This is a genomic window from Rhizobium redzepovicii, assembly GCF_019793435.1.
GTDB lineage: Bacteria > Pseudomonadota > Alphaproteobacteria > Rhizobiales > Rhizobiaceae > Rhizobium > Rhizobium redzepovicii.
Map to the genome: position 1 here is coordinate 96,538 of NZ_JAILYH010000008.1, position 25,309 is coordinate 121,846.

At 62.1% G+C, this 25,309-nt stretch carries 25 protein-coding genes; 18 read left to right on the forward strand and 7 right to left on the reverse strand.

Annotated features, from left to right (window positions below; translation table 11 throughout):
- The first annotated feature begins 197 nt into the window (after positions 1-197).
- From tkt to K6N12_RS14485, 8 genes are all read left to right on the forward strand, one after another.
- Positions 198-2,171, forward strand: coding sequence for a transketolase (gene tkt, locus K6N12_RS14450; protein WP_097629219.1), 1,974 nt, complete (start codon positions 198-200; stop codon positions 2,169-2,171).
- An 81-nt stretch (positions 2,172-2,252) separates the two neighbouring features.
- Complete coding sequence (gene gap / locus K6N12_RS14455) at positions 2,253-3,263, forward strand: type I glyceraldehyde-3-phosphate dehydrogenase (RefSeq protein ID WP_097629294.1); 1,011 nt, start codon at positions 2,253-2,255, stop codon at positions 3,261-3,263.
- Between the two features lie 242 nt (positions 3,264-3,505).
- Complete coding sequence (locus K6N12_RS14460) at positions 3,506-3,820, forward strand: hypothetical protein (RefSeq protein WP_097629218.1); 315 nt, start codon at positions 3,506-3,508, stop codon at positions 3,818-3,820.
- A gap of 160 nt (positions 3,821-3,980) precedes the next feature.
- Entirely contained in the window at positions 3,981-4,157 is a 177-nt protein-coding gene (locus tag K6N12_RS14465) for a hypothetical protein (protein WP_165503903.1), read from the forward strand.
- Between the two features lie 299 nt (positions 4,158-4,456).
- Positions 4,457-6,331, forward strand: coding sequence for a potassium/proton antiporter (locus K6N12_RS14470; protein WP_097629217.1), 1,875 nt, complete (start codon positions 4,457-4,459; stop codon positions 6,329-6,331).
- Positions 6,332-6,400: 69 nt separating this feature from the next.
- Positions 6,401-7,603 carry a phosphoglycerate kinase gene (locus K6N12_RS14475; RefSeq protein WP_097629216.1) on the forward strand — a complete coding sequence of 401 codons (1,203 nt, stop codon included), beginning with the start codon at positions 6,401-6,403 and terminating at the stop codon, positions 7,601-7,603.
- A 314-nt stretch (positions 7,604-7,917) separates the two neighbouring features.
- Positions 7,918-8,940 (forward strand): class I fructose-bisphosphate aldolase, encoded by a 1,023-nt coding sequence (locus K6N12_RS14480; protein ID WP_097629215.1) that lies wholly within the window; start codon positions 7,918-7,920, stop codon positions 8,938-8,940.
- A gap of 144 nt (positions 8,941-9,084) precedes the next feature.
- A complete protein-coding gene (locus K6N12_RS14485) occupies positions 9,085-10,008 on the forward strand; it encodes a PhzF family phenazine biosynthesis protein (protein WP_097629214.1) in 924 nt (307 codons plus the stop codon).
- A gap of 22 nt (positions 10,009-10,030) precedes the next feature.
- On the opposite strand, the gene K6N12_RS14490 is transcribed toward K6N12_RS14485, so the two are convergent.
- Positions 10,031-10,195 (reverse strand): hypothetical protein, encoded by a 165-nt coding sequence (locus K6N12_RS14490; RefSeq protein WP_097629213.1) that lies wholly within the window; start codon positions 10,193-10,195, stop codon positions 10,031-10,033.
- A gap of 173 nt (positions 10,196-10,368) precedes the next feature.
- Here K6N12_RS14490 and K6N12_RS14495 point away from each other — a divergent pair, with 173 nt between their 5' ends.
- The 3 genes from K6N12_RS14495 (at position 10,369) to rcdA (ending at position 12,911) form a co-directional block, all read left to right on the forward strand.
- Positions 10,369-11,667: an MFS transporter gene (locus K6N12_RS14495; protein ID WP_097629212.1), complete on the forward strand. Its 1,299-nt coding sequence runs from the start codon at positions 10,369-10,371 to the stop codon at positions 11,665-11,667.
- A 147-nt stretch (positions 11,668-11,814) separates the two neighbouring features.
- Positions 11,815-12,006: a DUF1192 domain-containing protein gene (locus K6N12_RS14500; RefSeq protein WP_097629211.1), complete on the forward strand. Its 192-nt coding sequence runs from the start codon at positions 11,815-11,817 to the stop codon at positions 12,004-12,006.
- A 389-nt stretch (positions 12,007-12,395) separates the two neighbouring features.
- Positions 12,396-12,911, forward strand: coding sequence for a protease adaptor protein RcdA (gene rcdA, locus K6N12_RS14505; protein ID WP_003542804.1), 516 nt, complete (start codon positions 12,396-12,398; stop codon positions 12,909-12,911).
- 138 nt (positions 12,912-13,049) lie between these two features.
- On the opposite strand, the gene rpmE is transcribed toward rcdA, so the two are convergent.
- Positions 13,050-13,271, reverse strand: a complete 222-nt coding sequence (rpmE, locus tag K6N12_RS14510) for a 50S ribosomal protein L31 (RefSeq protein WP_003566413.1) — start codon at positions 13,269-13,271, stop codon at positions 13,050-13,052.
- Positions 13,272-13,464: 193 nt separating this feature from the next.
- Between rpmE and K6N12_RS14515 the strand changes: the two genes are divergently transcribed.
- The 5 genes from K6N12_RS14515 (at position 13,465) to K6N12_RS14535 (ending at position 18,593) form a co-directional block, all read left to right on the forward strand.
- A complete protein-coding gene (locus K6N12_RS14515; RefSeq protein WP_097629210.1) occupies positions 13,465-15,267 on the forward strand; it encodes an ABC transporter transmembrane domain-containing protein in 1,803 nt (600 codons plus the stop codon).
- A gap of 126 nt (positions 15,268-15,393) precedes the next feature.
- Entirely contained in the window at positions 15,394-16,386 is a 993-nt protein-coding gene (locus K6N12_RS14520) for a Bug family tripartite tricarboxylate transporter substrate binding protein (protein WP_097629209.1), read from the forward strand.
- A gap of 155 nt (positions 16,387-16,541) precedes the next feature.
- Positions 16,542-16,730: a YegP family protein gene (locus tag K6N12_RS14525; RefSeq protein WP_003566419.1), complete on the forward strand. Its 189-nt coding sequence runs from the start codon at positions 16,542-16,544 to the stop codon at positions 16,728-16,730.
- Positions 16,731-16,996: 266 nt separating this feature from the next.
- The gene (locus tag K6N12_RS14530; protein WP_097629208.1) at positions 16,997-17,335 is read left to right on the forward strand and encodes a YciI family protein; all 339 of its coding nucleotides are present in this window, start codon (positions 16,997-16,999) and stop codon (positions 17,333-17,335) included.
- Positions 17,336-17,342: 7 nt separating this feature from the next.
- A complete protein-coding gene (locus tag K6N12_RS14535; protein ID WP_097629207.1) occupies positions 17,343-18,593 on the forward strand; it encodes an RNA polymerase sigma factor in 1,251 nt (416 codons plus the stop codon).
- On the opposite strand, the gene K6N12_RS14540 is transcribed toward K6N12_RS14535, so the two are convergent.
- The 3 genes from K6N12_RS14540 to K6N12_RS14550 all read right to left on the reverse strand — a co-directional run bounded on the left by K6N12_RS14540 (position 18,594) and on the right by K6N12_RS14550 (position 21,645).
- Complete coding sequence (locus K6N12_RS14540) at positions 18,594-19,625, reverse strand: peptidoglycan -binding protein (protein WP_003590279.1); 1,032 nt, start codon at positions 19,623-19,625, stop codon at positions 18,594-18,596. It lies immediately after the preceding gene.
- 3 nt (positions 19,626-19,628) lie between these two features.
- Positions 19,629-20,732, reverse strand: a complete 1,104-nt coding sequence (locus tag K6N12_RS14545; protein ID WP_054185080.1) for a MotA/TolQ/ExbB proton channel family protein — start codon at positions 20,730-20,732, stop codon at positions 19,629-19,631.
- Between the two features lie 112 nt (positions 20,733-20,844).
- The gene (locus tag K6N12_RS14550) at positions 20,845-21,645 is read right to left on the reverse strand and encodes an inositol monophosphatase family protein (protein ID WP_097629206.1); all 801 of its coding nucleotides are present in this window, start codon (positions 21,643-21,645) and stop codon (positions 20,845-20,847) included.
- A 217-nt stretch (positions 21,646-21,862) separates the two neighbouring features.
- On the opposite strand from K6N12_RS14550, the gene K6N12_RS14555 reads away from it, so the two are divergent.
- Together K6N12_RS14555 and K6N12_RS14560 are read left to right on the forward strand one after the other, a co-directional pair.
- Positions 21,863-22,441 (forward strand): TetR/AcrR family transcriptional regulator, encoded by a 579-nt coding sequence (locus K6N12_RS14555; RefSeq protein ID WP_097629205.1) that lies wholly within the window; start codon positions 21,863-21,865, stop codon positions 22,439-22,441.
- Positions 22,442-22,514: 73 nt separating this feature from the next.
- A complete protein-coding gene (locus K6N12_RS14560) occupies positions 22,515-23,255 on the forward strand; it encodes a 3-oxoacyl-ACP reductase family protein (protein ID WP_097629204.1) in 741 nt (246 codons plus the stop codon).
- An 82-nt stretch (positions 23,256-23,337) separates the two neighbouring features.
- Here K6N12_RS14560 and K6N12_RS14565 read toward each other — a convergent pair whose 3' ends face one another.
- Both K6N12_RS14565 and K6N12_RS14570 read right to left on the reverse strand, forming a co-directional pair.
- Positions 23,338-24,435, reverse strand: a complete 1,098-nt coding sequence (locus K6N12_RS14565; protein WP_097629203.1) for a protein-glutamate methylesterase/protein-glutamine glutaminase — start codon at positions 24,433-24,435, stop codon at positions 23,338-23,340.
- A gap of 7 nt (positions 24,436-24,442) precedes the next feature.
- Positions 24,443-25,300 (reverse strand): CheR family methyltransferase, encoded by an 858-nt coding sequence (locus K6N12_RS14570; RefSeq protein WP_097629202.1) that lies wholly within the window; start codon positions 25,298-25,300, stop codon positions 24,443-24,445.
- Between the last annotated feature and the right edge of the window lie 9 nt (positions 25,301-25,309).

The following is a 25,309-nucleotide window of genomic DNA, read 5'->3' on the forward strand; positions in this document are numbered from 1 at the left end:
TTTTAGAGATCCTCGCCGAGCAAGATTTGTCTTTTGTACAATCGCGCGATCAAATGTCAAAAATCGCGGCGACCCACCCGGATTTGGTGTCCCATTTGTTGACTTGCTAGCGCCAACTGCTATGTGTCTGCCGCTTTCACTCGATGGTCTTGGAGGCTCTAGGCCATCCCCCGACACCCGGAACTTGCGGAAAAGCCATGACCTCTCCCGAACAACATGACCGGATGGCGAATGCGATCCGTTTCCTCGCCATGGACGCCGTCGAAAAGGCAAACTCCGGCCATCCGGGCATGCCGATGGGCATGGCCGATGTGGCGACGGTCCTGTTCACCAAATATCTGAAGTTCGATCCGAAGAAGCCGCATTGGCCGAACCGCGATCGCTTCGTGCTCTCGGCCGGCCACGGCTCGATGCTGCTCTATTCGCTGCTGTATCTGACTGGCTATCCCGACATGACGATCGAGGATCTGAAGCAGTTCCGCCAGCTCGGCTCGAAGACCGCCGGCCATCCGGAATATGGTCACGCCACCGGCATCGAAACGACGACCGGCCCGCTCGGCCAGGGCATTGCCAATTCCGTCGGCATGGCGATTGCCGAACGCAAGCTTCGCGAGGAGTTCGGCTCCGATCTTCAGGATCACTATACCTATGCGATCTGCGGCGACGGCTGCCTGATGGAGGGCATCAGCCACGAAGCCATCGCGCTCGCCGGCCACCTGAAGCTCAACAAGCTCGTTCTGTTCTGGGACAACAACTCGATCACCATCGACGGCGCCGTGTCTCTGTCGGATTCCACCGATCAGATCGCCCGTTTCAAGGCCGTTCACTGGAACACGATCGAGATCGACGGTCACGATCAGGCCGCCATCGCCGCCGCGATCGAAGCCGCCCACAAGTCCGACCGACCGACCTTCATCGCCTGCAAGACGATCATCGGCTTCGGCGCGCCCAACAAGCAGGGCACCCATAAGGTCCACGGCAACCCGCTCGGCGCCGAGGAAATCGCCGCAACCCGCAAGGCGCTGAACTGGGAATCCGAAGCTTTCGTCATCCCGTCGGACGTCCTGGACAGCTGGCGTGCAGCCGGCGCCCGCTCCGTCGATCTCGTCAACGCCTGGGAACAGGGTCTGGCCAAGGCTCCGGCCAAGGCCGAGTTCACCCGTCGTATGGCAGGCGAACTGCCGGAAGGCTTCGATGCCGCGATCAGCACCTACAAGAAGAAGCTCGCCGAGACCAAGCCGACGGTTGCCACCCGCAAGGCTTCGGAAGACGCCCTCGAGGTCATCAACGGCTTCCTGCCGGAAACGCTCGGCGGCTCGGCCGACCTGACGCCGTCGAACAACACCAAGACCAGCCAGATGCATTCGATCACGCCGACGGATTTCGCCGGCCGTTACATGCATTGGGGCATCCGCGAGCACGGCATGGCTTCTGCCATGAACGGCATTGCGCTGCATGGCGGCCTCATTCCCTATAGCGGCGGCTTCCTGATCTTCTCGGATTATTGCCGCCCGCCGATCCGCCTCGCTGCGCTGATGGGCATCCGCGTCATTCACGTCCTGACGCATGACTCGATCGGCGTCGGCGAAGACGGTCCAACGCACCAGCCAGTCGAACAGCTCGCTGGTCTGCGCGCCATCCCGAACCTGATGGTCTTCCGTCCGGCCGACGCCACGGAAACGGCGGAATGCTGGCAGATCGCCGTCAAGACGCACAATCGTCCTTCGGGCCTTGCGCTGACACGCCAGAACCTTAGCCCGGTCCGCACCGAATACAGCGAAAAGAACCTCTGCGAACAGGGCGCTTATACGCTGGCCGGCAATGCCGACGCCAAGGTGACGATCTTCGCCTCCGGCTCGGAAGTCGAAATCGCCGTTGCCGCCCGCGCAGCCCTTGAAGCCAAGGGTGTCACGGTGCGCGTCGTATCGGTTCCCTGCACGGAACTGTTCTTCGAGCAGCCGGACGCCTACCGCAAGGAAATCCTTGGCAACTCGCCGATCAAGATCGCCGTCGAAGCCGCCGTCCGCGAAGGCTGGGATGCTTTCATCGGACCGGAAGGCACTTTCGTCGGCATGAAGGGCTTCGGCGCTTCCGGCCCGGTAAAGGACGTTTACAAGCATTTCGGCATCACTGCCGACGCCGTCGTTGCGGCCGCGGAAGCAAAGCTTTAATGAGGGCGCCTTGAGGCGCTCTCCATCTCCTCAATTCCAGGCCCTTTCTATCGGGCTCTATTCTATCGGGAGTGAATGAACATGACAGTCAAGGTTGCCATCAACGGTTTCGGCCGCATCGGCCGCAACGTTCTCCGCGCTATCGTCGAATCCGGCCGCACCGACATCGAAGTCGTCGCCATCAACGATCTCGGTCCGGTCGAGACCAACGCCCATCTGCTGCGCTACGACTCGATCCACGGCCGTTTCCCTGCAACCGTAAAGGTCGAGGGTGACACGATCATCGTCGGCAACGGCAAGCCGATCAAGGTCACCGCGATCAAGGATCCGGCAACGCTTCCGCACCGCGAACTCGGCGTCGACATCGCGATGGAATGCACCGGCATCTTCACGGCGCGCGACAAGGCCGCCGCTCACCTGACGGCCGGCGCCAAGCGCGTCATCGTTTCGGCGCCTGCAGACGGTGCCGACCTGACAGTCGTCTTCGGCGTCAACCATGACCAGCTCACCAAGGAGCACATGGTCATCTCCAACGCCTCCTGCACCACCAACTGCCTGGTGCCGGTCGTGAAGGTGCTCGATGACGCCGTCGGCATCGACCATGGCTTCATGACGACCATTCACTCCTACACCGGCGACCAGCCGACGCTCGACACGATGCACAAGGACCTGTATCGCGCCCGCGCCGCCGCCCTCTCGATGATCCCGACCTCGACCGGCGCTGCCAAGGCCGTCGGCCTCGTTCTGCCGCATCTGAAGGGCAAGCTCGACGGCACCTCGATCCGCGTTCCGACCCCGAACGTTTCGGTCGTCGACTTCAAGTTCGTCGCCAAGAAGGCGACCAGCGTCGGCGAAATCAACGAAGCCATCCAGGCGGCTGCAAACGGCAAGCTGAAGGGCATCCTCGGCTACACCGACGAACCGCTCGTCTCGCGCGACTTCAACCACGACAACCACTCCTCGATCTTCGCAAGCGATCAGACCAAGGTCATGGAAGGCAACTTCGTGCGCGTCCTGTCCTGGTACGACAACGAGTGGGGCTTCTCCAGCCGCATGTCCGACACGGCCGTTGCTTTCGCCAAGCTCATCTGAGCGCTGTTAAAGCATCGACAGACAAGCGGCCCGGGAAACCGGGCCGTTTTTTGTTGCCATGTCGCAAACGAAACCAGTCTACCCCGGACTGGTATCTTTTCGCTCATGGCCGGGACGAGATCTGTTAGAATAACTCACCTGGACATTCCACAATGCCCAGTTCCTCGCGCCGCATCGGCCACCGGCCAGGCGCGGAACGCCAATACCGTGCGGCAGCGCTGTCGCCAATATGAGAGAGATGGATGGATTATTTTACCGTAGAAATCGCCGGCCGCGCCGTTGCCAGCTTTCGCTCCGAAAATAGCGAGGATGCGACGCATTTCTTCGAGGCGGAAGACTTTCGCGACGACCTGACCATCCTGGAGTCCGAGGGTAAACCCCTGTGGGACCGCAAGGCCGCGCTGAGCCTGCGCAAGGCGACCGCCGAAGAGGCAAGCGAAGTTGAGCATGCCTATGAATTCGACGACGACCCCGAAAGAACAATCGAGGACGAGTTCGTCGTTTTCCTTGTGCCGGTCGCGGATCTGACCGACGAGGGCGAGGACACTGAAGACTGACTCCGGCTTCGAAAGCCACATCGAAGCGACGGCTTCGGTGTGGCGTTGCCGTCGCAGGCAAGGCTGGATGACGGGTTGGCAATCCGCTGACCAAGCGTGATAGATTGAGGATATGCACTGGCGCTGCACAATGCTGAAATGATCCAAGTGGAGGCGATACATGGCAGAGGCACAAAAACGCTCGTCCCACACTACCCTCAAGCGGCGGCAGCGGTTTCACCCCAAGCGGGACGTCAGACCTGCCGTGCTGGCAAAGGCCAACCGTCTGGTCATCTGGGTTGCAGCGTTCATCGGCCTCACATTTCTCGCCATCATCATCCTTCAGGCAGTGTTGTGATCGCAGGGCAGCGGCCGACCGGCAGGAAAAATCCGTGCCTGTCTTTTTTGCCCTGCTCTCGCCTGATTTTCTTATACATTCTTTGTAGAGAATTTCTCCCGTGGCATTCCGTGGCGGTCGGCCGTCCGGCAGCCGTTCAGCAGCATGATGCAGCATCGCGACGAGGTTAAGCCGCAAGGCCTACCCTTCTCTGGCGTTTTGCCGTTTACTAATGGGCCGCCGCGCGTGAGGAGGGGTTGGATGAAGACGGATCGGCCGGGTGGCCGTATTCGTGAAGCAGTCGATGGAAAGGGGTGGGCATGGAAGCGTTCTATATCGTGGTGCTGGTCTCGACGGCGCTCGTGCTTCTTGCCGCTTTTTCAAGCCTGCTCGCCTTCCGGTTCGGCGCCCCGCTGCTGCTGCTTTTCCTGATGATCGGGCTTGCCGCCGGCGTCGACGGCCTCGGCATCGAGTTCAGCAACAATTACCTCGCCTATATTCTCGGCTCCATCGCGCTCGCCGTCATCCTGTTTGATTCCGGCTTCGGCACGCCGATGCATGCCTTCCGGCTCGCGGCCGTGCCCTCGCTGGCGCTCGCCTCGGTCGGCGTGCTGATTACCGCCTCGCTCTTTGCCTTCGCCGCCATGTGGCTCTTGAACTTCACCTGGCTGGAAGGTCTGCTGCTCGGCTCGATCGTCGCCTCGACGGACGCCGCCGCCGTCTTCTTCCTGCTGCGCATCGGCGGCATCAACATCCGCGACAAGGTGCGCTCGACTCTGGAAGTCGAATCCGGCACCAACGACCCGATGGCGATTTTCCTGACCATCGCCCTTGTCGAGGTGCTGGCAAGCGGCGAGCGCTACGCCGGCATCAATATCGGCATGCTCGCCATGTTCGTCCAGCAGATGGGCCTCGGCGTCATTCTCGGCCTGCTCGGCGGCATGATGATCGTGCTGATCGTCAGCAAGCTCGACACCGATCGCGGTCTGACGCCGATCTTCGTGCTCGCGCTCGCTCTTCTCGTCTTCTCCTTCACCGGCGCCGTCGGCGGCAGCGGCTTCCTCGCCGTCTATGTCGCCGGCATTTACGCCGGAAACCGCAAGATGCAGGCGATCGGCACCATCAAGCGCTTCCAGGACGGCATGACCTGGCTGGCGCAGATCATCATGTTCCTGGTGCTCGGCCTGCTCGCCACGCCGTCGCAATTCCCGGTGATCATCGTGCCGGCCATTCTGCTTGCCCTCTTCCTGATCTTCGTCGCCCGGCCGCTGGCGATCTGGCTGTCGCTGCTCCCCTTCGATTACACGCAGCAGGAAATCGGCTTCGTTGCCTGGGTCGGCCTGCGCGGCGCCGTCTCCATTCTGCTTGCCATCATGCCGATCCTCGGCGGATTGGAAAACGGCCAGATCTATTTCAACACGGCCTTCATCATCGTGCTGGTCTCACTGCTCGTCCAGGGCTGGACGATCAAACCCGTCGCCAAGAAGCTCGGCCTGATCATTCCGCCCCGCATCGGCGCGGTCGACAAGGTCGAGGTCGACTTGCCGGGTGCTGCCAATCACGAACTGCTCTCCTACCGCGTCATCAAGGATAGTCCGGTGCTGCGCGGTGAGCGCATTCCGCGCTGGGCCACACCTTCGCTCGTCATCCGCGACGGAAAATCGATGCGCTATCAATATGCCGGGCGGCTGCGCGAGAACGATCTCGTCTATCTCTTCATCGTGCCGAGCTACTCCCGCCTTCTCGACCGGCTCTTCGCCAGCCGTGCGCCTGTCGATGAAGACGATGCCGAATTCTTCGGCGCCTTCGCGCTCTCGCCCGCCCGCCCCGCCGCCGATCTCGATGCCGCCTACGGTCCCGGCCTGCTAAACGAATCCGAAAAAGGCCTGACCATCGCCGAATTGATGCGGCAGCGCCTCGGCGGCAAGGCCGATTATGCCGACCGCGTCCGTCTCGGCTCGATCATCCTGATCGTCCGCGATCTCGATGAGCACGACCATGTCGCCTCCGTCGGCATGTCACTCGAAGCCGTCGAACCGGCCATCACGCTGCCGATCTTCATTAATCTCAAGGACATTATCGAGCGGATCCGCGACCGGTTGAAGGGGCGCCGGAGGCGAGAAGCGGCGGCCTCCGAAGCCGCTCCGAAAACAGCGGTCGGACGCGACGAAGGCACACACGAAAACGGTCGTTGAACGCCTTGCGTCTCGAATGATCCTTGCTATGGTCGGCGCAATTTCCGCCAACCAAGACTGGATCTCCCCATGCCTTTCTTCAAGACCCTCGACGATCTTTCCGACATCCGCGGCAAGCGCGTTCTCGTCCGCGTCGATCTCAACGTCCCGGTCAAGGACGGCAAGGTCACCGATACGACGCGCATCGAGCGTGTGGCGCCGACGATCCTCGAACTGTCCGAGAAGGGCGCCAAGGTAATCCTGCTGGCCCATTTCGGCCGGCCGAAGGACGGCCCGTCGCCTGAACTGTCGCTGTCGCTGATCGCCCCTTCCGTCGAGGAAGTACTGGATCATGCCGTGTCGACGGCCTCCGACTGCATCGGCGAGGCCGCCGCCTCCGCCGTCGCCGCGATGAATGACGGCGATATCCTGCTGCTGGAAAACACCCGTTTCCACAAGGGCGAGGAAAAGAACGATCCCGACTTCACCAAGGCGCTCGCCGCCAACGGCGACATCTATGTCAACGACGCCTTCTCCGCCGCCCACCGCGCCCATGCCTCCACCGAGGGGCTTGCACACCATCTGCCGGCCTATGCCGGCCGCACCATGCAGGCCGAGCTGGAGGCGCTGGAAAAGGGCCTGGGTGATCCCGCCCGCCCGGTGGTCGCAATTGTCGGCGGCGCCAAGGTCTCGACCAAGATCGACCTGCTGATGAACCTAGTGAAAAAGGTCGATGCGCTGGTCATCGGCGGCGGCATGGCCAATACCTTCATCGCGGCCCGGGGCACCAATGTCGGCAAATCGCTCTGCGAGCATGATCTCGCCGAAACCGCCAGGCAGATCATGATCGAGGCGGCGACATCAGGCTGCGCCATCATCCTGCCGGAAGACGGCGTGATTGCCCGCGAGTTCAAGGCGGGTGCCGCCAACGAGACGGTCGATATCGACGCCATTCCCGCCGATGCCATGGTACTCGATGTCGGCCCGAAATCCGTCCAAGCCATCAGCGCCTGGATCGAGCGCGCTTCGACCCTTGTCTGGAACGGCCCGCTCGGCGCCTTCGAGATCGAGCCCTTCGACGCCGCAACCGTCGGCGCCGCGAAATACGCAGCCGAGCGCACCGCGGCTGGCAAGCTCACCTCCGTTGCCGGCGGCGGCGACACGGTTTCTGCGCTGAACCACGCCGGCGTTGCCGACGATTTCACCTATGTCTCCACAGCCGGCGGCGCTTTCCTCGAATGGATGGAAGGCAAAGAGCTTCCCGGCGTCGCCGTCCTCAACGCCGCTCGGTAACCTGCCCCACGCATCGGCCCGACAATCGGGCCGATGCGTCCGTTTAAAATGTTGGCAGCGTCCTTTGCGCTCGCAAAAGGCGCGCGGCGCGGCAAGCCCGATTTGACAGGTTTTACATGTGGATAGACCGCGGCGGCGAAGAGCCTTTCGCGGTCTTTTGCTCACGCGTTGGAAAAATTCCCATTTTTTCAAACGATTGAATTGATTTCAATCGTTTCAGTGACTTAGGCTTCCATTTTCCTCTCTATAAACTTCTGTTATCGCCGTCCTATATTCTTAAACCGCCGATGTTTAATGCTGTGGAGAGAACGAGAATGAGCGAACGACTGGAAGACATTGCAGTGCAGATGGTTGCAGGCGGCCGGGGACTGCTTGCGGCAGATGAATCGACCTCCACCATCAAGAAGCGTTTCGATACAATCAACCTGGAATCGACCGAAAGCAGCCGCCGCGATTACCGCGAGATGCTCTTCCGCTCCGACGAGGCGATGAAGAAATATATCTCCGGCGTCATCCTGTTCGAAGAGACGCTTTTCCAGAAGGCCGCCGACGGCACGCCTTTCGTCGATATCATCCGCGCGGCCGGTTCCATTCCCGGTATCAAGGTCGACACCGGCGCCAAGCCGATGGCCAAATATCCGGGCGAAACAATCACCGAGGGCCTCGATGGTCTCGGCGAGCGCCTTGCCAAGTATTATGACGCCGGCGCCCGTTTCGCCAAGTGGCGCGGCGTCATCGCCATCTCCTCTTCGCTGCCGACCCGCGGCTCGGTCCGCGCCAACGCTCAGGCGCTTGCCCGCTATGCCGCCCTCTGCCAGGAGGCCAAGATCGTACCGATCGTCGAGCCGGAATGCCTGATGGACGGCAAGCCGGGCGACCACAACATCGACCGCTGCGCCGAAGTCACCGAAGCCACGCTGCGCGTCGTTTTTGAAGAACTGGCCGATGCCCGCGTCAGCCTCGAAGGCATGATCCTGAAGCCGAACATGGTCATCGACGGCAAGAACGCCCGCAAGGCCTCGGTCGATGAAGTTGCCGCGCGCACCGTCCAAGTGCTGAAGCGCACGGTTCCGTCTGCTGTTCCCGGCATCGCCTTCCTTTCCGGCGGCCAGACCACGGAAGAAGCGACCGCGCATCTTTCCGCGATCAATGGTTTTGACCTGCCCTGGCTCGTCACCTTCTCCTATGGCCGCGCCCTGCAGGACAGCGCGCTCAAGGCCTGGAACGGCAAGCCTGAGAACGTCGCCGCCGGCCAGCGCGAGTTCACCCACCGCGCCGAGATGAACAGCCTCGCCGCCAAGGGCAGCTGGAAGAAGGACCTGGAAAAGGCCGCCTGATTTTTCGGCAGCCTTAACTCAGATGAAGAAGGGGCGGCAACACATCGTTGCCGCCCCTTCTTGCATTGTCACGGCGACAAGAAACCGGCTCGCCTCGCCGGAAAATCGTGATTATCCATAGCCGCAGCCGCAACAGGAGCCGCCATGGACACCCTCTCCTACGTCACCGTCGATGTCTTCACCTCCACCCGCTTCGAGGGCAATCCGCTTGCCGTCATCTCCGATGCGCGGGGCCTGAGCGATGCGGCGATGCAGAGGATCGCCACCGAGTTCAACTACTCCGAAGTCACCTTCGTCCTGCCGCCGGAAAATCCTGAAAATTCCGCCCGCGTGCGCATCTTCACCCCGACGATGGAAGTACCCTTCGCCGGCCATCCGAATGTAGGCACAGCCTATGTGCTCGGCCAGCAGGCGGAGATCTTCGGCAAGCCGGTCGGCGAGAAACTGCGCTTCGAGGAAAAGGCCGGCATCGTCGAGGTCAGCCTGAAACGCAACGGCGGAAGGGTCGCGGCAACAGCCATCCGCGTGCCGCAGCCGCTGACGGTCGGCAATACCATCGCCGAGGAAACCATCGCCCGCTGCGTCTCGCTCGAATCTCGCGCCGTCGTCACAACCACCCACGCTCCGGTCTTTGCCTCGGTCGGCCTGAACTTCGCCATTGCCGAAGTGGGCGGGCTTGAAGCGTTGGCAGCCGCCCGTCCCAACCTTGCCGGCTTCCAGGCGGCCGCCGGCCGCCAGACGACGAGCGGCCACGACTTCTCGCTCTTCGTCTATGCCAGAACATCCGAAAATCCGTGGCATATTCGCGCCCGGATGTTCGCACCGCTCGACAACGTGCCCGAGGACCCGGCAACCGGCAGCGCTTCAGCTGCGCTTGGCGCCTATCTTGTCTCGCTTGCGCTGGACGCCGACATGAACGTCCGCATTACCGTCGAACAAGGCGTCGAAATGGGCCGGCGCAGTATCATCTCCCTCGATGTCTCGAAATTCCGCGGCACCGTCACCGATGTGGTTATCTCGGGCAGCTGTGTTCCCGTCATGCGCGGAGAAATCATCCTGCAGGACTGACGATCGCAGGCCGACGACAGGCCTACATCAGGAAATCGCGCAAAAGCAGGTCAAGTGCCCAGATCCCGAAAGCGATCAGCGCGATCTTCCAGAAATCCATCCGCCGCCTGAGGCCGGGGAGCCCGAGCGGCTTGATCAGCTGTATCGCCATGGCAAGGATGAGCAGCAAGGCTATCAGCTTTGTCATGCTTTATTTTTTCCATTTTTCGGAATGTCACAGGACGGACATTTTTCCGCGCCAACACAGGTGCTTCGCACGCCGTAAAGACATTCCGGGGCACAATCAATCATCTTGAGGCTGGGCTGACGCAGGTCATGCCTTATGTCCATTCCAAAATCACTGAGACCGAGTCTGGGGAAATGAAGAGAAACCTTCTGTCCGTCGCCGCGCTGCTGTTTGGCACGCTCTTCCTTTTCATGGGCAACGGCCTGCAGGGCATCCTGCTTCCCGTGCGCGGCAATCTCGAAGGCTACGCCACCACGACGCTTGGCCTGCTCGGCACTTCATGGGCCGGGGGCTTCGTCATCGGCTGCCTGGTGGCGCCGAAACTGGTGCGCCGCGTCGGCCATGTCAGAGCCTTCTCCGGCTTCATCTCGATCATCGCCATCATCGCCCTGGTGAGCGGCATCATCATCCATCCGGTCTGGTGGGTGGTTCTGCGCGCCGTTACCGGCTTCTCGACCGCCGGCACCTCGATGATCATCGAAAGCTGGTTGAACGAGCGCGCCAGCAACGAGAGCCGCGGCGCGATCTTCTCGCTCTATATCGGCATCACGCTGCTCGGCGTCGTCGGCGGCCAGATGATGATCCCGCTCGAGGACGTGCGCACGCCGGTGCTGTTCATGATCTGCGGCATTTTCTATTGCATCGCCATGCTGCCGACGACGCTTTCGACCGCCGCTTCGCCGCAGCCGCTGAAGGCAGTCCGCCTCGACCTGCCGGCGCTCTATCGCAATTCGCCGGTCTCCTGCCTCGGCATCCTGCTCGTCGGCATCGCCAATGGCGCCTATGGCACGCTCGGCGCCGTCTTCGGCGCCGGCGCCGGCCTCTCAGACACCAGCATCGCCATCATGATGAGCGCCACCATCTTCGCCGGCGCCATGATGCAGCTGCCCGCCGGCCGGCTTTCCGATCGTATCGATCGGCGCTATGTGCTCGCCGCCATGTCCAGCGTGGCCGCCCTTGCCGGCTTGCTGATCTTCATACTCCACCCGACGTCACCAGCCTTGCTGATCGGGCTCGTTGTCCTTTACGGCGCGGTCGCCAATACGCTCTATCCGATCGCCGTCGCCCACGCGAACGACTTCGCGGCATCGGAGGATTTCGTCAAGGTCTCCGGTGGCCTGTTGCTGCTCTACGGCATCGGCACGGTGATCGGCCCGACGATCGGCGGCCCCGTCATGTCGGTGATCACCCCGCATGCGCTTTTCCTCGTCACTGCCATCGCCCACGTGCTGATCACCGTTTATGCCATCATCCGGAGCCGCATCCGCGCCGCCGTCCCGGCCAGCGACCGCGACGCCTACACGACGATCCCGACCGGCACCTCGCCGATGCTGACGCCGCAGAGCATGTCGCTTGCCGATCGCGGCGCAGGCAAAGCGGCTGAAACTGGCAAATCTCCCGAAAGCGGCGATCCTGCTGTAAAGTTCGGCTAATGCATGTCGCCCGGAGCTGTGCAGCGGTTCCGGGATAACGACCTGCATAAAAACAAGGGACTAAAGGATGAATTTAGCCCGGATTGGCCTAAATTCCGATTCCTTACCTTTCGGCATGATGCTCCAGGCAGCAATGGAGGAGAACCCATGAGCTTCATCGATGACGACCGGCCGCAGAAGAAGATCGCCCACGAGATCGGTTCCGATCTCTCCATGCTTTCGGTGGATGAGTTAAAGGCGCGGGTGGATTTGCTGAAGGCGGAGATCGCCCGTCTCGAAACCGAGGCCACCCGCAAGGCCTCCGGACGGCAGGCAGCGGAAAGTTTCTTCCGCTCGTGATCCGATAAACCCCAAAAAACAAGGCTATAGGCGGATAAATGAACCCGCCTCAAGTCTTAGTTCGGCACAATGTTAATAAAATATTAAGCTTTATAAGATATTACTGTACTCATCCGGATTTTCTCTGGATCTCAGACAGTTTTCCAAGCGGTGAATTGGTCTGATTTTTCTCCCTGTTTTACCTTGAGAGCCGCTTTTGCGGCTCTTCTTTTTCCTTGTGCCCGGCGCTTCTCCACGAAACTGTGGAGATTAACCCTTTCTTAAGAAACGGCTTGCGCATTTGGGCTAATGATACCATCTTAAAGTCATAAAGACCGGGCTCGGAAACTTTTCCGTCGGTGCCCGCGTTACCTGAACATATGTAGCTGCGTGCAACAGGGACTATTGCGATGTCGGAAGTTGGATTGAACACGATCAGTTTTGCAGGTCGCGCGGCTGCATCCTCGCAGTTCAAGGCACTTTATGCGGAAGGCATGTCGCTGGTCGAAGAGACCGCCGCCTATCTCGACGGCCAGGGCCGCGCCGCGTCCAAGGTTCTGCCGCGGATGGCCTCGGTTCTCTATGCAGCAGAATCGATGCGCCTCACCACCCGTCTCATGCAGATGGCCTCCTGGCTGCTGCTGCAGCGCGCCGTCAACAATGGCGAAATGTCCCGTGACCAGGTGCTGGCAGAAAAGAACAAGGTTCGCCTCGACGGCTTCAACGTCGACCGCGCCGCGCCCGGCTGGGGCGACCTGCCGGAATCCTTCCGCGACCTCGTCGAGCGCTCGCTGCGTCTGCAGAACCGCATTGCTTTGCTCGACCGCGAGATTTACCGCCCGTCCGAAGCCGTGATCGTTCACGACAATCAAAACAGCGTCCAGGCCCAGCTTTCCCTGCTGCAGACCGCCTTCGGCAACAACTGACCAGATCTGCGGGAATTCCATACAAACCGGCCGCGTCCGACGCGGCCGGTTTTTCTTTGCCTGAAAACGCCCCTTCCCGACAACGCAAAAAAGCCCGGCAAAACCGGGCTCTTTTCGAATTCCATCGAGCAGAAGGGATTAGAGGCCGAGGCCGCCGAAACGCTTGTTAAACTTGGAAACGCGGCCGCCGCGGTCCATGAGCTGCTGGTTGCCGCCGGTCCAGGCCGGGTGCGACTTGGAATCGATTTCGAGGTTCATGACAGCGCCTTCCGAACCCCAGGTCGAACGGGTTTCGTATTCGGTGCCATCGGTCATGACCACCTTGATCATGTGATAGTCGGGATGGATGCCTGCCTTCATAACAATCTTCCTGCGATACCGGAGTTCAATTTGCCGCATGCAGTTGCGGCCACCGAACCGATTGAATAAATGAAGCCGCAGTCGTGATGGCTACGGCTTCCCATTAGGATGGCGTGCCTATACATGAAGAGCGCCTAGATAACAAGAGCCAACAGGCCGCATTGCGCGGGTCCTGAGGGCGATCGGAGACAATTTGGCAGAGCAGGCACGGGCTGAGGAAAACAAAAGGCGGTCGCTACGGCCGCTCGGTAGGCTGATGCCCTACGTCATGCGTTATCGCGGCCTGGTGGCCGGTGCGCTGACGTCGCTGGCGCTTGCCGCCATCACGTCGCTGGCGCTGCCGCTCGCCGTGCGTCGCATGATTGACCACGGCTTCACCCAGTCCGACGGCCGCTTCATCAACAGCTACTTCGCCATGCTGATGATCATGGCCGTCGTGCTCGCTGTCGCAAGCGCACTGCGCTATTATTTTGTCATCACCATCGGCGAGCGCATTGTCGCCGATCTTCGCCGCGATGTCTTTTCTCATGTGACAAGGTTGTCGCCATCCTTCTTCGACGTCAACCAGTCCGGCGAGATCGTCTCGCGCCTGACCGCCGATACAACGCAGATTAAATCCGCCGTTGGCGCCACGGCCTCGGTGGCGCTCAGAAACCTCATCCTCTGTATCGGCGCGATGGGTATGATGATCGTCACCTCGCCGAAGCTTTCGAGCCTCGTCATCGGGGCGATCCCGCTGATCGTCTTCCCGCTCGTCGCTTTCGGCCGCTCGGTGCGCAAGCGCTCCCGCGCCGCCCAGGATACGCTCGCCAATGCCTCCGCCTTCGCCAACGAGACGATCGCCGCGACCCGCACCGTCCAGGCCTTCAACGGCGAGGATGCCGCAGCGACACGCTACGGCAGCGCCGTTGAATCCGCCTATGAAGCGGCCCGTGCCGCCATCCGCTCGCGCGCGCTGCTGACCGGGATCGCCATCACGCTGATCTTCGGCAGCGTCGTCGCCGTGCTCTGGGTCGGCGCCCACAACGTGCTTGCCGGCACGCTTTCGGCCGGCACGCTGGGCCAGTTCCTGCTCTATGCCGTCATCTCTGCCGGTTCGCTAGGCGCCTTGTCGGAGGTCTGGGGCGAACTCTCGCAGGCAGCCGGCGCCGCCGACCGGCTGACCGAGCTTCTCGACGAAGTCTCGCCGATCGCCGCCCCCGACCATCCGCAGGTTCTTCCTTCGCCCGGCCTTGGCCGCGTCGAATTTTCCGACGTGCATTTTGCCTATCCCTCGCGCCCCGGCAAATCGGCGCTGCATGGCTTGAGCTTGACCATTGCGCCGGGCGAGACCGTTGCCATTGTCGGCCCTTCCGGCGCCGGCAAGAGCACCGTCTTTTCGCTGCTTCTGCGTTTCTACGATCCGCAACAAGGCAGCGTGACGATCGATGGTGTCGACGCGCAGCTGACGACCCCCGAAGAACTGCGCCGGCGCATAGCCATCGTGCCGCAGGATGTCACTATCTTTGCCGCCTCGATCTATGACAACATCGCCTTCGGTCGTCCCGGAGCCTCGCGAGACGAGGTCCGCGCCGCAGCCCTTGCCGCCCAGGCCGACGAGTTCATCACGCGGCTGGATCAGGGTTATGAGACCGAGGTCGGCGAACGCGGCATTACGCTCTCCGGCGGCCAGCGCCAACGCATCGCCATCGCTCGTGCCATCCTGAAGAACGCGCCCGTGCTGCTGCTCGACGAGGCCACGTCGGCGCTGGATGCGGAAAGCGAGACCCTGGTGCAAAAGGCGCTCGACGGCCTTGTCGACGGCCGCACGACGCTCATCATCGCCCATCGCCTGGCAACCGTATTGAAGGCCGACCGCATCCTCGTGATGGATCAGGGCCGCGTCGTCGAGGAAGGCACCCATCAGAGCCTGATCCGCCACGGCGGCATCTATGCACGATTGGCGCGGCTGCAATTCGATGCCGCCAACGAGGATGTGCTCGCCGCCGCGAAATAGGCGGCCATCCGCTTCTCCGCGACTAAAGTCTGACCCCTCCACGGTTGTCATTCGCGTCTTCCGCACTACCCTCTTCATGCCCCGGGGTGGGGATATCGCTGTTGAGATTCTTGGGAGGAGATAGGAATGGCGCCTTTCGATATGACGCGACGTGCGAGCCTTGCGCTCGGCTTCGGTATGCTTGCGGCCTTTGCATCAGGCGCATCCGCCGCTGCTGCCGATTTTCCCGATCGCGCGATCACCATGGTCGTGCCGTTTGCGGCCGGTGGCTCGACCGATGTCGTTGCGCGCATCGTCGCGCAGAAGATGTCGGAGGATCTGGGCCAGCAGGTGATCGTTCAGAACGTCGCCGGTGCCGGCGGCAATCTCGGCGCCGGTAACGTCGCCCGCGCCGAACCCGACGGCTACACGATTCTGATGGGCACTGTCGCGACCCACGCGCTCAATCCGCTGATCCTCAAATCGACCCCCTATGATCCCGAGAAGGATTTCGCGCCGGTCTCGCTGCTCGTCGTCGTGCCGAACGTGCTGGTCGTCAATCCGGAATTGCCGGCAAAGACCGTGCCGGAGCTGATCGCGCTGCTGAAGGCCGAGCCCGACAAATACAGCTATGCCTCGTCTGGCAACGGCACGCCGCTGCATCTGTCCGGCGAACTTTTCAAATCCATGGCCGGCGTCAGCATGCAGCATATTCCCTATAAGGGCGCTGGCCCGGCCTTGAATGACGTCATCGGCAATCAGGTGCCGATCATGTTCGACAACCTGCCCTCGTCATCGAGCCATATCAAGGCCGGCACTTTGCGGGCGCTGGCGGTGACCACGGCCGCGCGCGCGCCCTCCTTCCCCGATGTGCCGACGGTCGCCGAGTCAGGCATACCGGGTTACGAGACCTATACCTGGAATGCGCTTTTCGCCCCGGCCAAGACGCCGAACGAGGTGGTGATGCGTCTCAACGCCTCGGCCAACAAAGCGCTTAAAGACCCGGCCGTTGCCGAACGGATGAAAGAATTCAGCGCCACCATCGTCGGCTCGACGCCGGATGAACTCGCCGCCCATGTCAAGGCCGAGCTCGCCAAATGGGGACCGGTGGTCAAGGGCGCGAACATCCAGATGGAATGACGTCGGCGGCGCAGACCCCTCCGGTTGCGTCCCTGGGAACGGCGACAATTGGACGCCGAGCATCCAATTCTAATTAAGGCAGTGGAAAAGCTCGCCATTTTGATCTAGCCTCCCTAACGCTGATGGTTGCAATTCAGCGTTTCGGGAGACATCCAATGTATAAATTCGAAGTTTATAAGGATAAGGCCGGCGAGTTCCGCTTCCGCTTCAAGGCATCGAACGGGGAAACCATGTTCCTTTCCGAAGGCTACAAGGCGAAGGCGTCCGCCATGAGTGCCATCGAATCGATCAAGAAGAACACGCCAAGCGCTGACGTCGTCGACCAGACGAAGGCCGAGGCCTGAGCAAAATGGCGGCGGCGGCGTAAAGCGCCGCCCTGCCTCTCCGCGCGCCGATGAGCGATGCGGCACCTCGCGCCCGGCCTGTTTCCTTGTGATCTCCGCGCCATTTTTCTTTTTTGCAGATTTCTTGAAAACCATGTCGAAATGACCGCTGGTCGCGCCTCATTGTCTCGGAACGGCTGAACCGCTCCACCGGGCGTCACGGCTTTCGGAATATTCCCGATATGGCGATGCCCGGATCAACGCCACAAAGAGATCAGGAGTTTCCCATGCAATATGCTCTCATCATTCGCGAAGCCGCCGAGGATTTCGCCAACCGCAGCGATCCCGCCTATCGCGACGGCTGGGTCGCCTACAGCAAGGCGCTTGCCCAGGCAGGGATCATGACCGGCGGAGCCGGGCTGACGGCACCGGAGACCGGTACGATCGTGCGCCGCAAAGGCGAGGATCACGACGTTCAGGACGGCCCATATCCGGAAGGCAAGGAACAGCTCGGCGGTTTCTATCTGATCGAAGTCCCCAACATGGACACCGCGCTCGAATGGGCAACACGCGTTCCGATCTCCGACAGGGGTTCGGTCGAGGTGCGTCCGCGCCTGCAAATGTGAAACGGCGATGCCGCCCGATGCGGGACGCGCCGCCGAACAGGTGGCGCGTCAGTCCTACGGCAAGCTAATCGCTTTTCTGGCCGCCCGCTCGCGTGACGTGCCGGCGGCGGAAGACGCATTGTCGGAAGCGCTGGCGTCGGCCCTTCGCGTCTGGCCGGAGCGCGGCGTTCCCGACAAGCCGGAAGCCTGGCTGCTGGTGGCCGCACGCCGCAACCTGATGCAGGCGGCCCGCCACCGCACCGTCGCGGCCAACGCGCAGACGACGATAACCGTCGCCTTCGAGGAGGCGGAGGAACGCATGAACGAGGCCGGCAAAGCCGTCTTTCCCGATGAGCGGCTGAAGCTGCTCTTCGCCTGCACCCATCCCGCCATCGACAGCTCCGTGCATACGGCGCTGATGCTGCAGACGGTTCTCGGCATCGAGGCGAAAACCATAGCACGGGCCTTCGTCGTTTCACCGGAGGCGATGAGCCAACGGCTGGTGCGGGCCAAGGTGAAGATCCGCGATGCCGGCATTCCCTTCGCCATTCCCCCTCGCTCCGCTCTGCCGGAGCGGCTCGCTGCCGTGCTTTCGGCGATCTATGCCGCCTACGGCCTCGGATGGGACGGTCTCGACGGCGAGGAGGAGCGCCATTCGCTTGCCGGCGAAGCGATCTGGCTCGGCCGCGCGCTTCTGGCGGTGCTGCCTGATGAACCGGAAGCGATCGGCTTGCTGTCGCTGATGCTTCACTGCGAGGCCCGCCGCAGCGCCCGGCGCGACCGTAATGGCCGATACGTGCCGCTCGACGAGCAGGATACGGCGGCCTGGAACGTGATCATGATCGCCGAGGCGGATGCGCTGCTGCGCAAGGCCGGAGCTTTCGACCGTTTCGGTCCCTTTCAGTGCCATGCTGCGATCCAGTCCGTGCATGCAACGCGCCGGGTTTCGGGAATGACCGACTGGCCGGCGCTGACAACGCTCTACGCGGCGCTGGTAAAGATAAAACACACGCTCGGCGCACGCGTCGCCGAAGCAGCGGTGATCGGCAGGGCCTTGAGCGCCACCGCCGGTCTGGAGCGGCTCAATAGGCTCGATCCGCGCGATGCCGCGGCCTATCAGCCCTATTGGGCCGTGCGTGCCTTTCTTCTCGCACGCGCCGGCGACGATGCCGCAGCAGTCGATGCCTACATAACGGCGATCGGCCTCAGCGACAGCCCCGCCGTGCGCGATTTTCTCGCCGACCGGCTGAAGGAGGTGCGACAAGCCACGCCACGCTGATTATTTCTCTGTCAGCTTCAGCTCGATGCGGCGGTTGGTGGCGCGCGCATCCGGTGTTTCGCCGGGCGCAATCGGCTGGAACTCGCCGAAGCCGGCGGCAACCAGCCGGTCGGCCGGCACGCCCTGCGCAATCAGGAACTTGACAACCGAAATCGCGCGCGCCGAGGAGAGCTCCCAATTGTCGCGATAGCGGCCCGTCCCGGCCAGCGGCACATTGTCGGTGTGGCCGTCGACACGCAGCACCCAGTTGATCTCCGGCGGAATTTCCTTGGCGAGATCGAGAAGAGCGGCGGCGAGCTTGCCCATCTCGGTCTGTCCCTCCGGGTTTAGATCGGCGCCGCCCGAGGGAAACAGCACTTCCGACTGGAAGACGAAGCGGTCGCCGACGATGCGGATATTCTCGCGGTCGGAAAGGATCTCGCGCAGGCGCCCGAAAAAGTCGGAACGATAGCGGTTCAACTCCTGCACGCGCGCGGCGAGCGCAACGTTGAGGCGGCTGCCGAGATCGGCGATCTTGGTCTGCGAGACCCGGTCTTTCTCCTCCGAAGCCTGAAGAGCGGCTTCGACGGCGGCGATCTGGCTGCGAAGTGCTGCAATCTGCTGGTTCAGCAGCTCCACCTGGCTCAGCGCCCGCTCGCTGACCTGCTTCTGCTCGTCAAGCTCCTGCGTCATCGCGCCAATTCGCTTCTGCGCCGCGTCCTGCCCGCCGGACCCGGCATTTAGCAGCGCCTGCAGCCGCGATCGATCGCCCTCGGCGCTGGCAAGCGAGGCCTGAAGATTGGCGACCGAATCCTGGAGGTCCTGATTGCTGCCCTTTTCGAGCGCAAGAAGCTGCGTCAGCTCGTTGATCTGGCTGTTGAGGCGACTGAGCACCTCATCGCGTCCGGTGATCTCGCGGCTGAGGATGAACTGCCCGACGACGAAGACCGTCAGCAGGAACATGATTGAGATGAGCAGCGTCGACAGCGCGTCAACGAAGCCCGGCCAATAATCCACCGTGCGTTCACGGCGCCGGTTGCGGGCAAGAGCCATGGCTTACTTGCCCTCGCTCTTTTCTGCCTGACTGGCGCGGTCGCGCACGCGCTCGCTTCGGTCGCCGGCGCGCTCCTGAACGCCGATGCGTTCGGCCAGCCGGTCGAGCGTGCGGCGCATCGCTTTGGCCTCGTCCTGTTGCGCCTCGATCCAGTCGCGCAGCATCTGCTGCTCGTTGCGCATGTTCTTGACGAGACCCTGAATGCCTTCGGCAAGGCTCGCCATGGCGGCGACCGAGCGCTGGCTGCCGGCGCCCCCCTCCTCGGAGACCTTGCGCAGATAATCGGAGAGCGCACGCATATCGTCCGAGGAAGCGCCGGCAACGGCGTCGAGGGCCGGCGCCAGGTCGGAGCCGACATCAGTGACCGAGGAGAGCCAGTTTTCCAGCTCCATGTAGAAGCGGTTCTGCGCGCGGCCGGCCTGAAGGTCGAGGAAGCCGAGAATGAGCGAGCCGGAAAGGCCGAGCAGCGAGGAGGAAAAGGCCTGGCCCATGCCCGAAAGCGGGGTGGAAAGCCCTTCCTTCAGCGCCGCAAGCACATCTCCCGTGCCGTTCGAGCCGGCATCGAGCGACTGGATCACCATGCTGATCGAACCGATCGTGCCGATCAGGCCCCAGAAGGTGCCGAGCAGGCCGAGGAAAACCAGAAGGCCGATCAGGTACCGCGAGACATCCCGCGATTCGTCGAGGCGGGTGGCGATGGAATCGAGGATCGAGCGCAGCGCCGTCGTCGATAGCGCCACCGAAGATTTGCGGCTGCCGATCAGCGCCCGCATCGGCGCGAGCAGCCGCGGATTGCGGTTGACCTTGTCGGCGCTGCCGGCGGCGCGGAAGGAGTTGAACCAGCGCACTTCGGGGCGAAGCGCCAGCACATGGTTGAAAACAAGAATGATTCCGACTGCGAGAACACCGACGATCAGGCCGTTGAGGCCCGGATTGTGCATGAAAGCGGTCTGCGTCTGCCGGAAGAGGATGGCGGCGATAAAGCCGACGATGACGAGGAAAAGCAGCATAGTCCAGAGGAAGGGCATGGGGCTCGAAAGCCTGTAGGCATAACCGCTGGCCGTCTTTTCGGTGGAGCCGATCTCCGCCACATTCACATTTTCCATAGGGTCCGCTGCCTCCGGAGTCATTGCTGGCGGAGACTAGAGCAACATTGTGCCGAATTGAAGTATGCCGAGGCGAAAACCGTGACTTTACAACAGCCGGATTTTCGTCCGCTCACTTGGCGGGAATTGGCCGCTTGACGACTTCGATCAACGCCTTATGGATGATCTCGTTGCCGGCGACGATCGTGCCGCTCTCCAGCATCGTTGCACCACCGTCCCAGTCGGTGGCGAAACCGCCGGCTTCGCGGATGAGCAGGATGCCGGCCGCCATGTCCCACGGCGCAAGCTCCGCTTCCCAGAAACCGTCGAACCGCCCGGCAGCGACATAGGCAAGATCGAGCGTCGGCGAGCCCAGGCGGCGGATGCCCGCAACTTCGCCCATCACGTGGCGAAGCTCGACCAGGAACTTGCCGTGATTGCGCTTGCCGAGCGCCGGCACACCGCAGCCGATGACGCAATCCGACAGCGCCCGGCGCGCGGCGACGCGCAGGCGCCGGTCGTTAAGGAAGGCGCCGCCGCCGCGCTCGGCGGTATAGAGCTCGTCGGTCGCCGGATTGAAGACGACGGCGGCAACGATCTCGCCATTGCGTTCGAGCGCGATCGAGACCGCGAAGGCCGGGATGCCGTGCAAAAAGTTCGTCGTGCCGTCGAGCGGGTCGACGATCCAGCGATGCGCGCCGTCGGTGCCCTTGATTTCCTCGCTCTCTTCGCCGAGGAAGCCATAGGTCGGACGCGCCTTGAGCAGCTCTTCCCTGACGATCTTTTCGGCCTTGCGGTCGGCGGTGGAAACGAAATCGCCCGGCCCCTTCACGGAAACCTGCAGGTTCTGCACTTCGCCGAAATCACGTCCCAGCGACTTTCCTGCCTTGAGGGCAGCCTGAACCATGACATTGAGAAGAGCTGAACGGGCCATCGGCGCATTTTTCCTTGGGACTGATACGGGGCGCGCGCGCTGCCAGGGGCGGGAAGTGTCCCTGAACATGCATGACAGGCAGCGCTGCGAAGATTGGCGGCCTCAAGACCACAAAATCAGGGAAATTTCAAGGGGAGGCGCGCATGGCTGCCCTGCGGCGCCGGAAACCATAAATTTATTCTGGACAGATTAGTCCAATAAGAGTAGAAGCCTCGTCATGGCACGACACAAGGAATTCGATCGCAACACCGCCCTTCATGCCGCCATCGGCGTATTTTCCGAGCACGGCTATGAAGGCACCTCGACCGAGGAATTGCTGACGGCGATGAAGATCAGTCGGCAAAGCATGTACGACACCTTCGGCGACAAGCGCGGCCTCTATCTGGAAGCGCTGAAGCGCTACAATGTGGAGAGCATCGACAAGATCATCGCCGATCTTCGCCGCGAAGGCCGGCCGATCGAGGCGCTGGAAGGTGCTCTCGTCGCCTTCGCCTCGCGTCCCGCTGCCGAGGCGCGGCGCGGCTGCCTCGGTGTCAGCGCCATCTGCGAATTCGGCCGCACCGATGCCGAGGTCGCAGCTCTTACCGACAGCGCCGGCCACGCGCTTCACGCGGCGATCGAGAGCCTTCTCGGTGAGGCTCGCAGGACCGGAGACCTCGCAACAGATATCGATATCGCCAACGCCATTCCGTTTCTCGGCGCTGCCCTGGCGGGCATGAAAGTCAGCGCCCGAAACGGCGCCCCACCCGAGACGCTCCGCGCTATCGCACGCATGGCAATCAGAAGCCTTCGCTGACGACGGGGCAATTCCGAACCGGCCTTTCCACGGCCAATTCTAGACTGATCAATCCAAAACAAAGGAAACCTGCATGTCTCAATCCCTTTCCACCAAGATCGCCCTCGTCACCGGCGGTTCGCGCGGCATCGGTGCCGCCATCGTCCGAAGGCTCGCCGCTGACGGCGCCGCCGTCGCCTTCACCTATTCCAGTTCCGAGCACAGGGCGAAGGCAATCGTCGCCGAGCTGGAGACTGCTGGCGGCAAGGCGCTGGCGATCCGAGCCGACAGTGCCGATGCGAAAGCCGTAAAGGATGCCGTTGCGCTGACAGCCGAGACCTTTGGCGGTCTCGACATTCTCGTCAGCAATGCCGGGATTCTCATCCTCAACCCGCTCGACGACTATTCGCTCGAAGATTTCGACCGGATGTTTGCCGTTAATGTCCGCGCCGCCTTCGTCGGCATCCAGGCAGCGGCAAGACATATGAAGGAAGGCGGCCGCATCATCACCATCGGCAGCGTCACCGCCGATCGCAGCGGCTTTCCGACCTCCGCAGTCTACAGCATGACGAAGGGCGCGATCGCCTCGATGACCCGCGGCCTCGCCCGCGATCTCGGTCCACGCGGCATCACCGTCAACAACATCCAGCCCGGCCCGACGGCGACCGACATGAACCCCAATGAAGACGATCATGAACGCCTCAAGCCACTGATGGCGCTTGGCCGCCTGGGTGAGGACCGCGAGATTGCCGGCCTCGCCGCCTATCTCGCCAGTGCCGAGGCCGCCTTCGTCACCGGCGCCAGCCTGACGATCGACGGCGGTTATCTCGCCTGAAAAGAGAATCTGCAGGGTGATAATCAAAAGCCGGCGGCATCTTGCGATACCGCCGGCTTCAGCCGCTTCCGTTGAAACCGACTTAAAACTTCTGCTGCGTTATCAGCACTTCGCGAGCGATCTGATCGAGCGGCAGGATACGGTCGACGCCGCCTTTGGCGATCGCCTCCTTCGGCATGCCGAAAACGACCGAACTCGCCTCGTCCTGCGCCACCGTGTAGGCGCCTGCCTCATGCATTTCCAGCATGCCGCGCGCACCATCGTCACCCATGCCGGTCATGATGATCCCCATGGCGTTCGAGCCGGCCGAGCGCGCCGCCGAGCGAAAGAGCACGTCGACCGAAGGCCGGTGCCGCGACACCAGCGGCCCGGTCTTTACGCTCACATAATAGCGCGCACCCTGGCGTTCGAGCAGCATATGCTTGTCGCCTGGCGCGATCAGCACGTGGCCGCGCAACACGGGATCGCCGTCGACGGCTTCCTTGACCTCCACCTCGCAGAGCCCGTTTAGCCGCTTGGAGAAGGCGGCAGTGAATTTCTCCGGCATATGCTGGACGATCACCATGCCGGGCGCATTGGCCGGCAGTTCCTCCAGTAACTCGCGCAGCGCTTCGGTGCCGCCGGTGGAGGCGCCGACGCAGACCACCATCTCGGTCGTCTTCGCCATCGCCCGTCCCGTCGGCGGCGGCAGCATCGCATCCGCCGTCAGCTTTTTGGTCGGTCCGTCGGCCGAAGCCGAGCGGATGGTTCCGGCAGCGCGGCGGACGGTGGTAAGCCGCGCATGCGAGGCGCTCTTGACGATTTCGCGAATGCGTATCGCATCATCGGAAAGACTGTCGGCGGCCCCGATCTTCGATTTCAAAATGACGTCGACGGCGCCGGCCTCCAGCGCCTGGATCAGCGTTTCCGAACCGGCTTCCGTCAGCGACGAGCACATCACGACAGGGATCGGCCGCTGCGCCATCAGTTTGCGCAGGAAGGTGATGCCGTCCATGCGCGGCATCTCGACATCGAGCGTGATGACGTCGGGGATTTCCTCCAGCAGCTTGCGCGCGGCCACGAAGGGGTCGGACGCCACCGCCATGATCTCGATATCGGGATCCTGCTCCAGCACATGCGTCAGCGTCTGACGGATGCTGGCGGAATCGTCGATGATGAGAACGCGGATTTTCTTAGCCATGAAGCCTCTAAATGCGCTGAAACACCGTGTTCGAGACCTGCTTCAACGGCAGATCGAAGCCGGTGATCGATTCGGAATGGCCGATGAACATGTACCCTCCCTTCGCCAGGCAATCGCAGAGGCGGTTGAGCACGCCGGCCTGAGTCTGCTTGTCGAAGTAGATCAGCACATTGCGGCAGAAGATCACGTGCATCGGCTCGCCGATCGGATATTTCTCGTCCATCAGGTTCATGCGGGCAAAACCGATCCTGCTGCGCAGTTTCGGCGTGATGCGCACCTCCCGCCGATCCGGTTGCTTGGCCGTCAGCACATATTTGCGCTGCAGGTCGCACGGCACCGGCGCGATGAGATCTTCCGGGTAGATGCCCCGGCGCGCCGTCTGCAAAACGTCGGTGGAAAGATCGGTCGCCAGTATGCTGTAGGATACGTCGTTGCGGCCTTCGGTGAATTCCGCCAGCACCATCGCCATCGTATAGGGTTCGGCTCCCGTCGAGCAGGCCGAACTCCAGGTGCGAATGGTGCGGACGCCGCTGCCGGCAATCGCCGGTAGCGCCACGCTCTGCATATAGTCGAAATGTTTGGCTTCGCGGAAGAAGTCGGTCTTGTTCGTCGTCACTACGTCGATCAGGTAGACGGTTTCCTGGGCAAGACCGTCCTGATTGAACAGGAAGTCGCAATAATCGTCGAAGGTCGCGTGATTGGTTGCCCGAAGGCGGCGCCTCAGCCGCCCCTCGAGCATCGTCAGCTTGGTCGGCGGCATCTTGATGCCGCTATAGTCGTAGATGAACCGGGCAAGCTTGTCGAAATTGCGCTTGCTGATCCGGTCGCCCGGCAATTGGGTTTCCACCGCTGTTGCCATACTCATAAAACGTAG

Bases quoted from the DNA above. Each gene is read 5' to 3' on its own strand.
- tkt (WP_097629219.1), top strand. From the start codon at position 198: ATGACCTCTCCCGAACAACATGACCGGATGGCGAATGCGATCCGTTTC.
- gap (WP_097629294.1), top strand. From the start codon at position 2,253: ATGACAGTCAAGGTTGCCATCAACGGTTTCGGCCGCATCGGCCGCAAC.
- K6N12_RS14460 (WP_097629218.1), top strand. From the start codon at position 3,506: ATGGATTATTTTACCGTAGAAATCGCCGGCCGCGCCGTTGCCAGCTTT.
- K6N12_RS14465 (WP_165503903.1), top strand. From the start codon at position 3,981: ATGGCAGAGGCACAAAAACGCTCGTCCCACACTACCCTCAAGCGGCGG.
- K6N12_RS14470 (WP_097629217.1), top strand. From the start codon at position 4,457: ATGGAAGCGTTCTATATCGTGGTGCTGGTCTCGACGGCGCTCGTGCTT.
- K6N12_RS14475 (WP_097629216.1), top strand. From the start codon at position 6,401: ATGCCTTTCTTCAAGACCCTCGACGATCTTTCCGACATCCGCGGCAAG.
- K6N12_RS14480 (WP_097629215.1), top strand. From the start codon at position 7,918: ATGAGCGAACGACTGGAAGACATTGCAGTGCAGATGGTTGCAGGCGGC.
- K6N12_RS14485 (WP_097629214.1), top strand. From the start codon at position 9,085: ATGGACACCCTCTCCTACGTCACCGTCGATGTCTTCACCTCCACCCGC.
- K6N12_RS14490 (WP_097629213.1), bottom strand. From the start codon at position 10,195: ATGACAAAGCTGATAGCCTTGCTGCTCATCCTTGCCATGGCGATACAG.
- K6N12_RS14495 (WP_097629212.1), top strand. From the start codon at position 10,369: ATGAAGAGAAACCTTCTGTCCGTCGCCGCGCTGCTGTTTGGCACGCTC.
- K6N12_RS14500 (WP_097629211.1), top strand. From the start codon at position 11,815: ATGAGCTTCATCGATGACGACCGGCCGCAGAAGAAGATCGCCCACGAG.
- rcdA (WP_003542804.1), top strand. From the start codon at position 12,396: ATGTCGGAAGTTGGATTGAACACGATCAGTTTTGCAGGTCGCGCGGCT.
- rpmE (WP_003566413.1), bottom strand. From the start codon at position 13,271: ATGAAGGCAGGCATCCATCCCGACTATCACATGATCAAGGTGGTCATG.
- K6N12_RS14520 (WP_097629209.1), top strand. From the start codon at position 15,394: ATGGCGCCTTTCGATATGACGCGACGTGCGAGCCTTGCGCTCGGCTTC.
- K6N12_RS14525 (WP_003566419.1), top strand. From the start codon at position 16,542: ATGTATAAATTCGAAGTTTATAAGGATAAGGCCGGCGAGTTCCGCTTC.
- K6N12_RS14530 (WP_097629208.1), top strand. From the start codon at position 16,997: ATGCAATATGCTCTCATCATTCGCGAAGCCGCCGAGGATTTCGCCAAC.
- K6N12_RS14535 (WP_097629207.1), top strand. From the start codon at position 17,343: ATGCCGCCCGATGCGGGACGCGCCGCCGAACAGGTGGCGCGTCAGTCC.
- K6N12_RS14540 (WP_003590279.1), bottom strand. From the start codon at position 19,625: ATGGCTCTTGCCCGCAACCGGCGCCGTGAACGCACGGTGGATTATTGG.
- K6N12_RS14545 (WP_054185080.1), bottom strand. From the start codon at position 20,732: ATGGAAAATGTGAATGTGGCGGAGATCGGCTCCACCGAAAAGACGGCC.
- K6N12_RS14550 (WP_097629206.1), bottom strand. From the start codon at position 21,645: ATGGCCCGTTCAGCTCTTCTCAATGTCATGGTTCAGGCTGCCCTCAAG.
- K6N12_RS14555 (WP_097629205.1), top strand. From the start codon at position 21,863: ATGGCACGACACAAGGAATTCGATCGCAACACCGCCCTTCATGCCGCC.
- K6N12_RS14560 (WP_097629204.1), top strand. From the start codon at position 22,515: ATGTCTCAATCCCTTTCCACCAAGATCGCCCTCGTCACCGGCGGTTCG.
- K6N12_RS14565 (WP_097629203.1), bottom strand. From the start codon at position 24,435: ATGGCTAAGAAAATCCGCGTTCTCATCATCGACGATTCCGCCAGCATC.
- K6N12_RS14570 (WP_097629202.1), bottom strand. From the start codon at position 25,300: ATGAGTATGGCAACAGCGGTGGAAACCCAATTGCCGGGCGACCGGATC.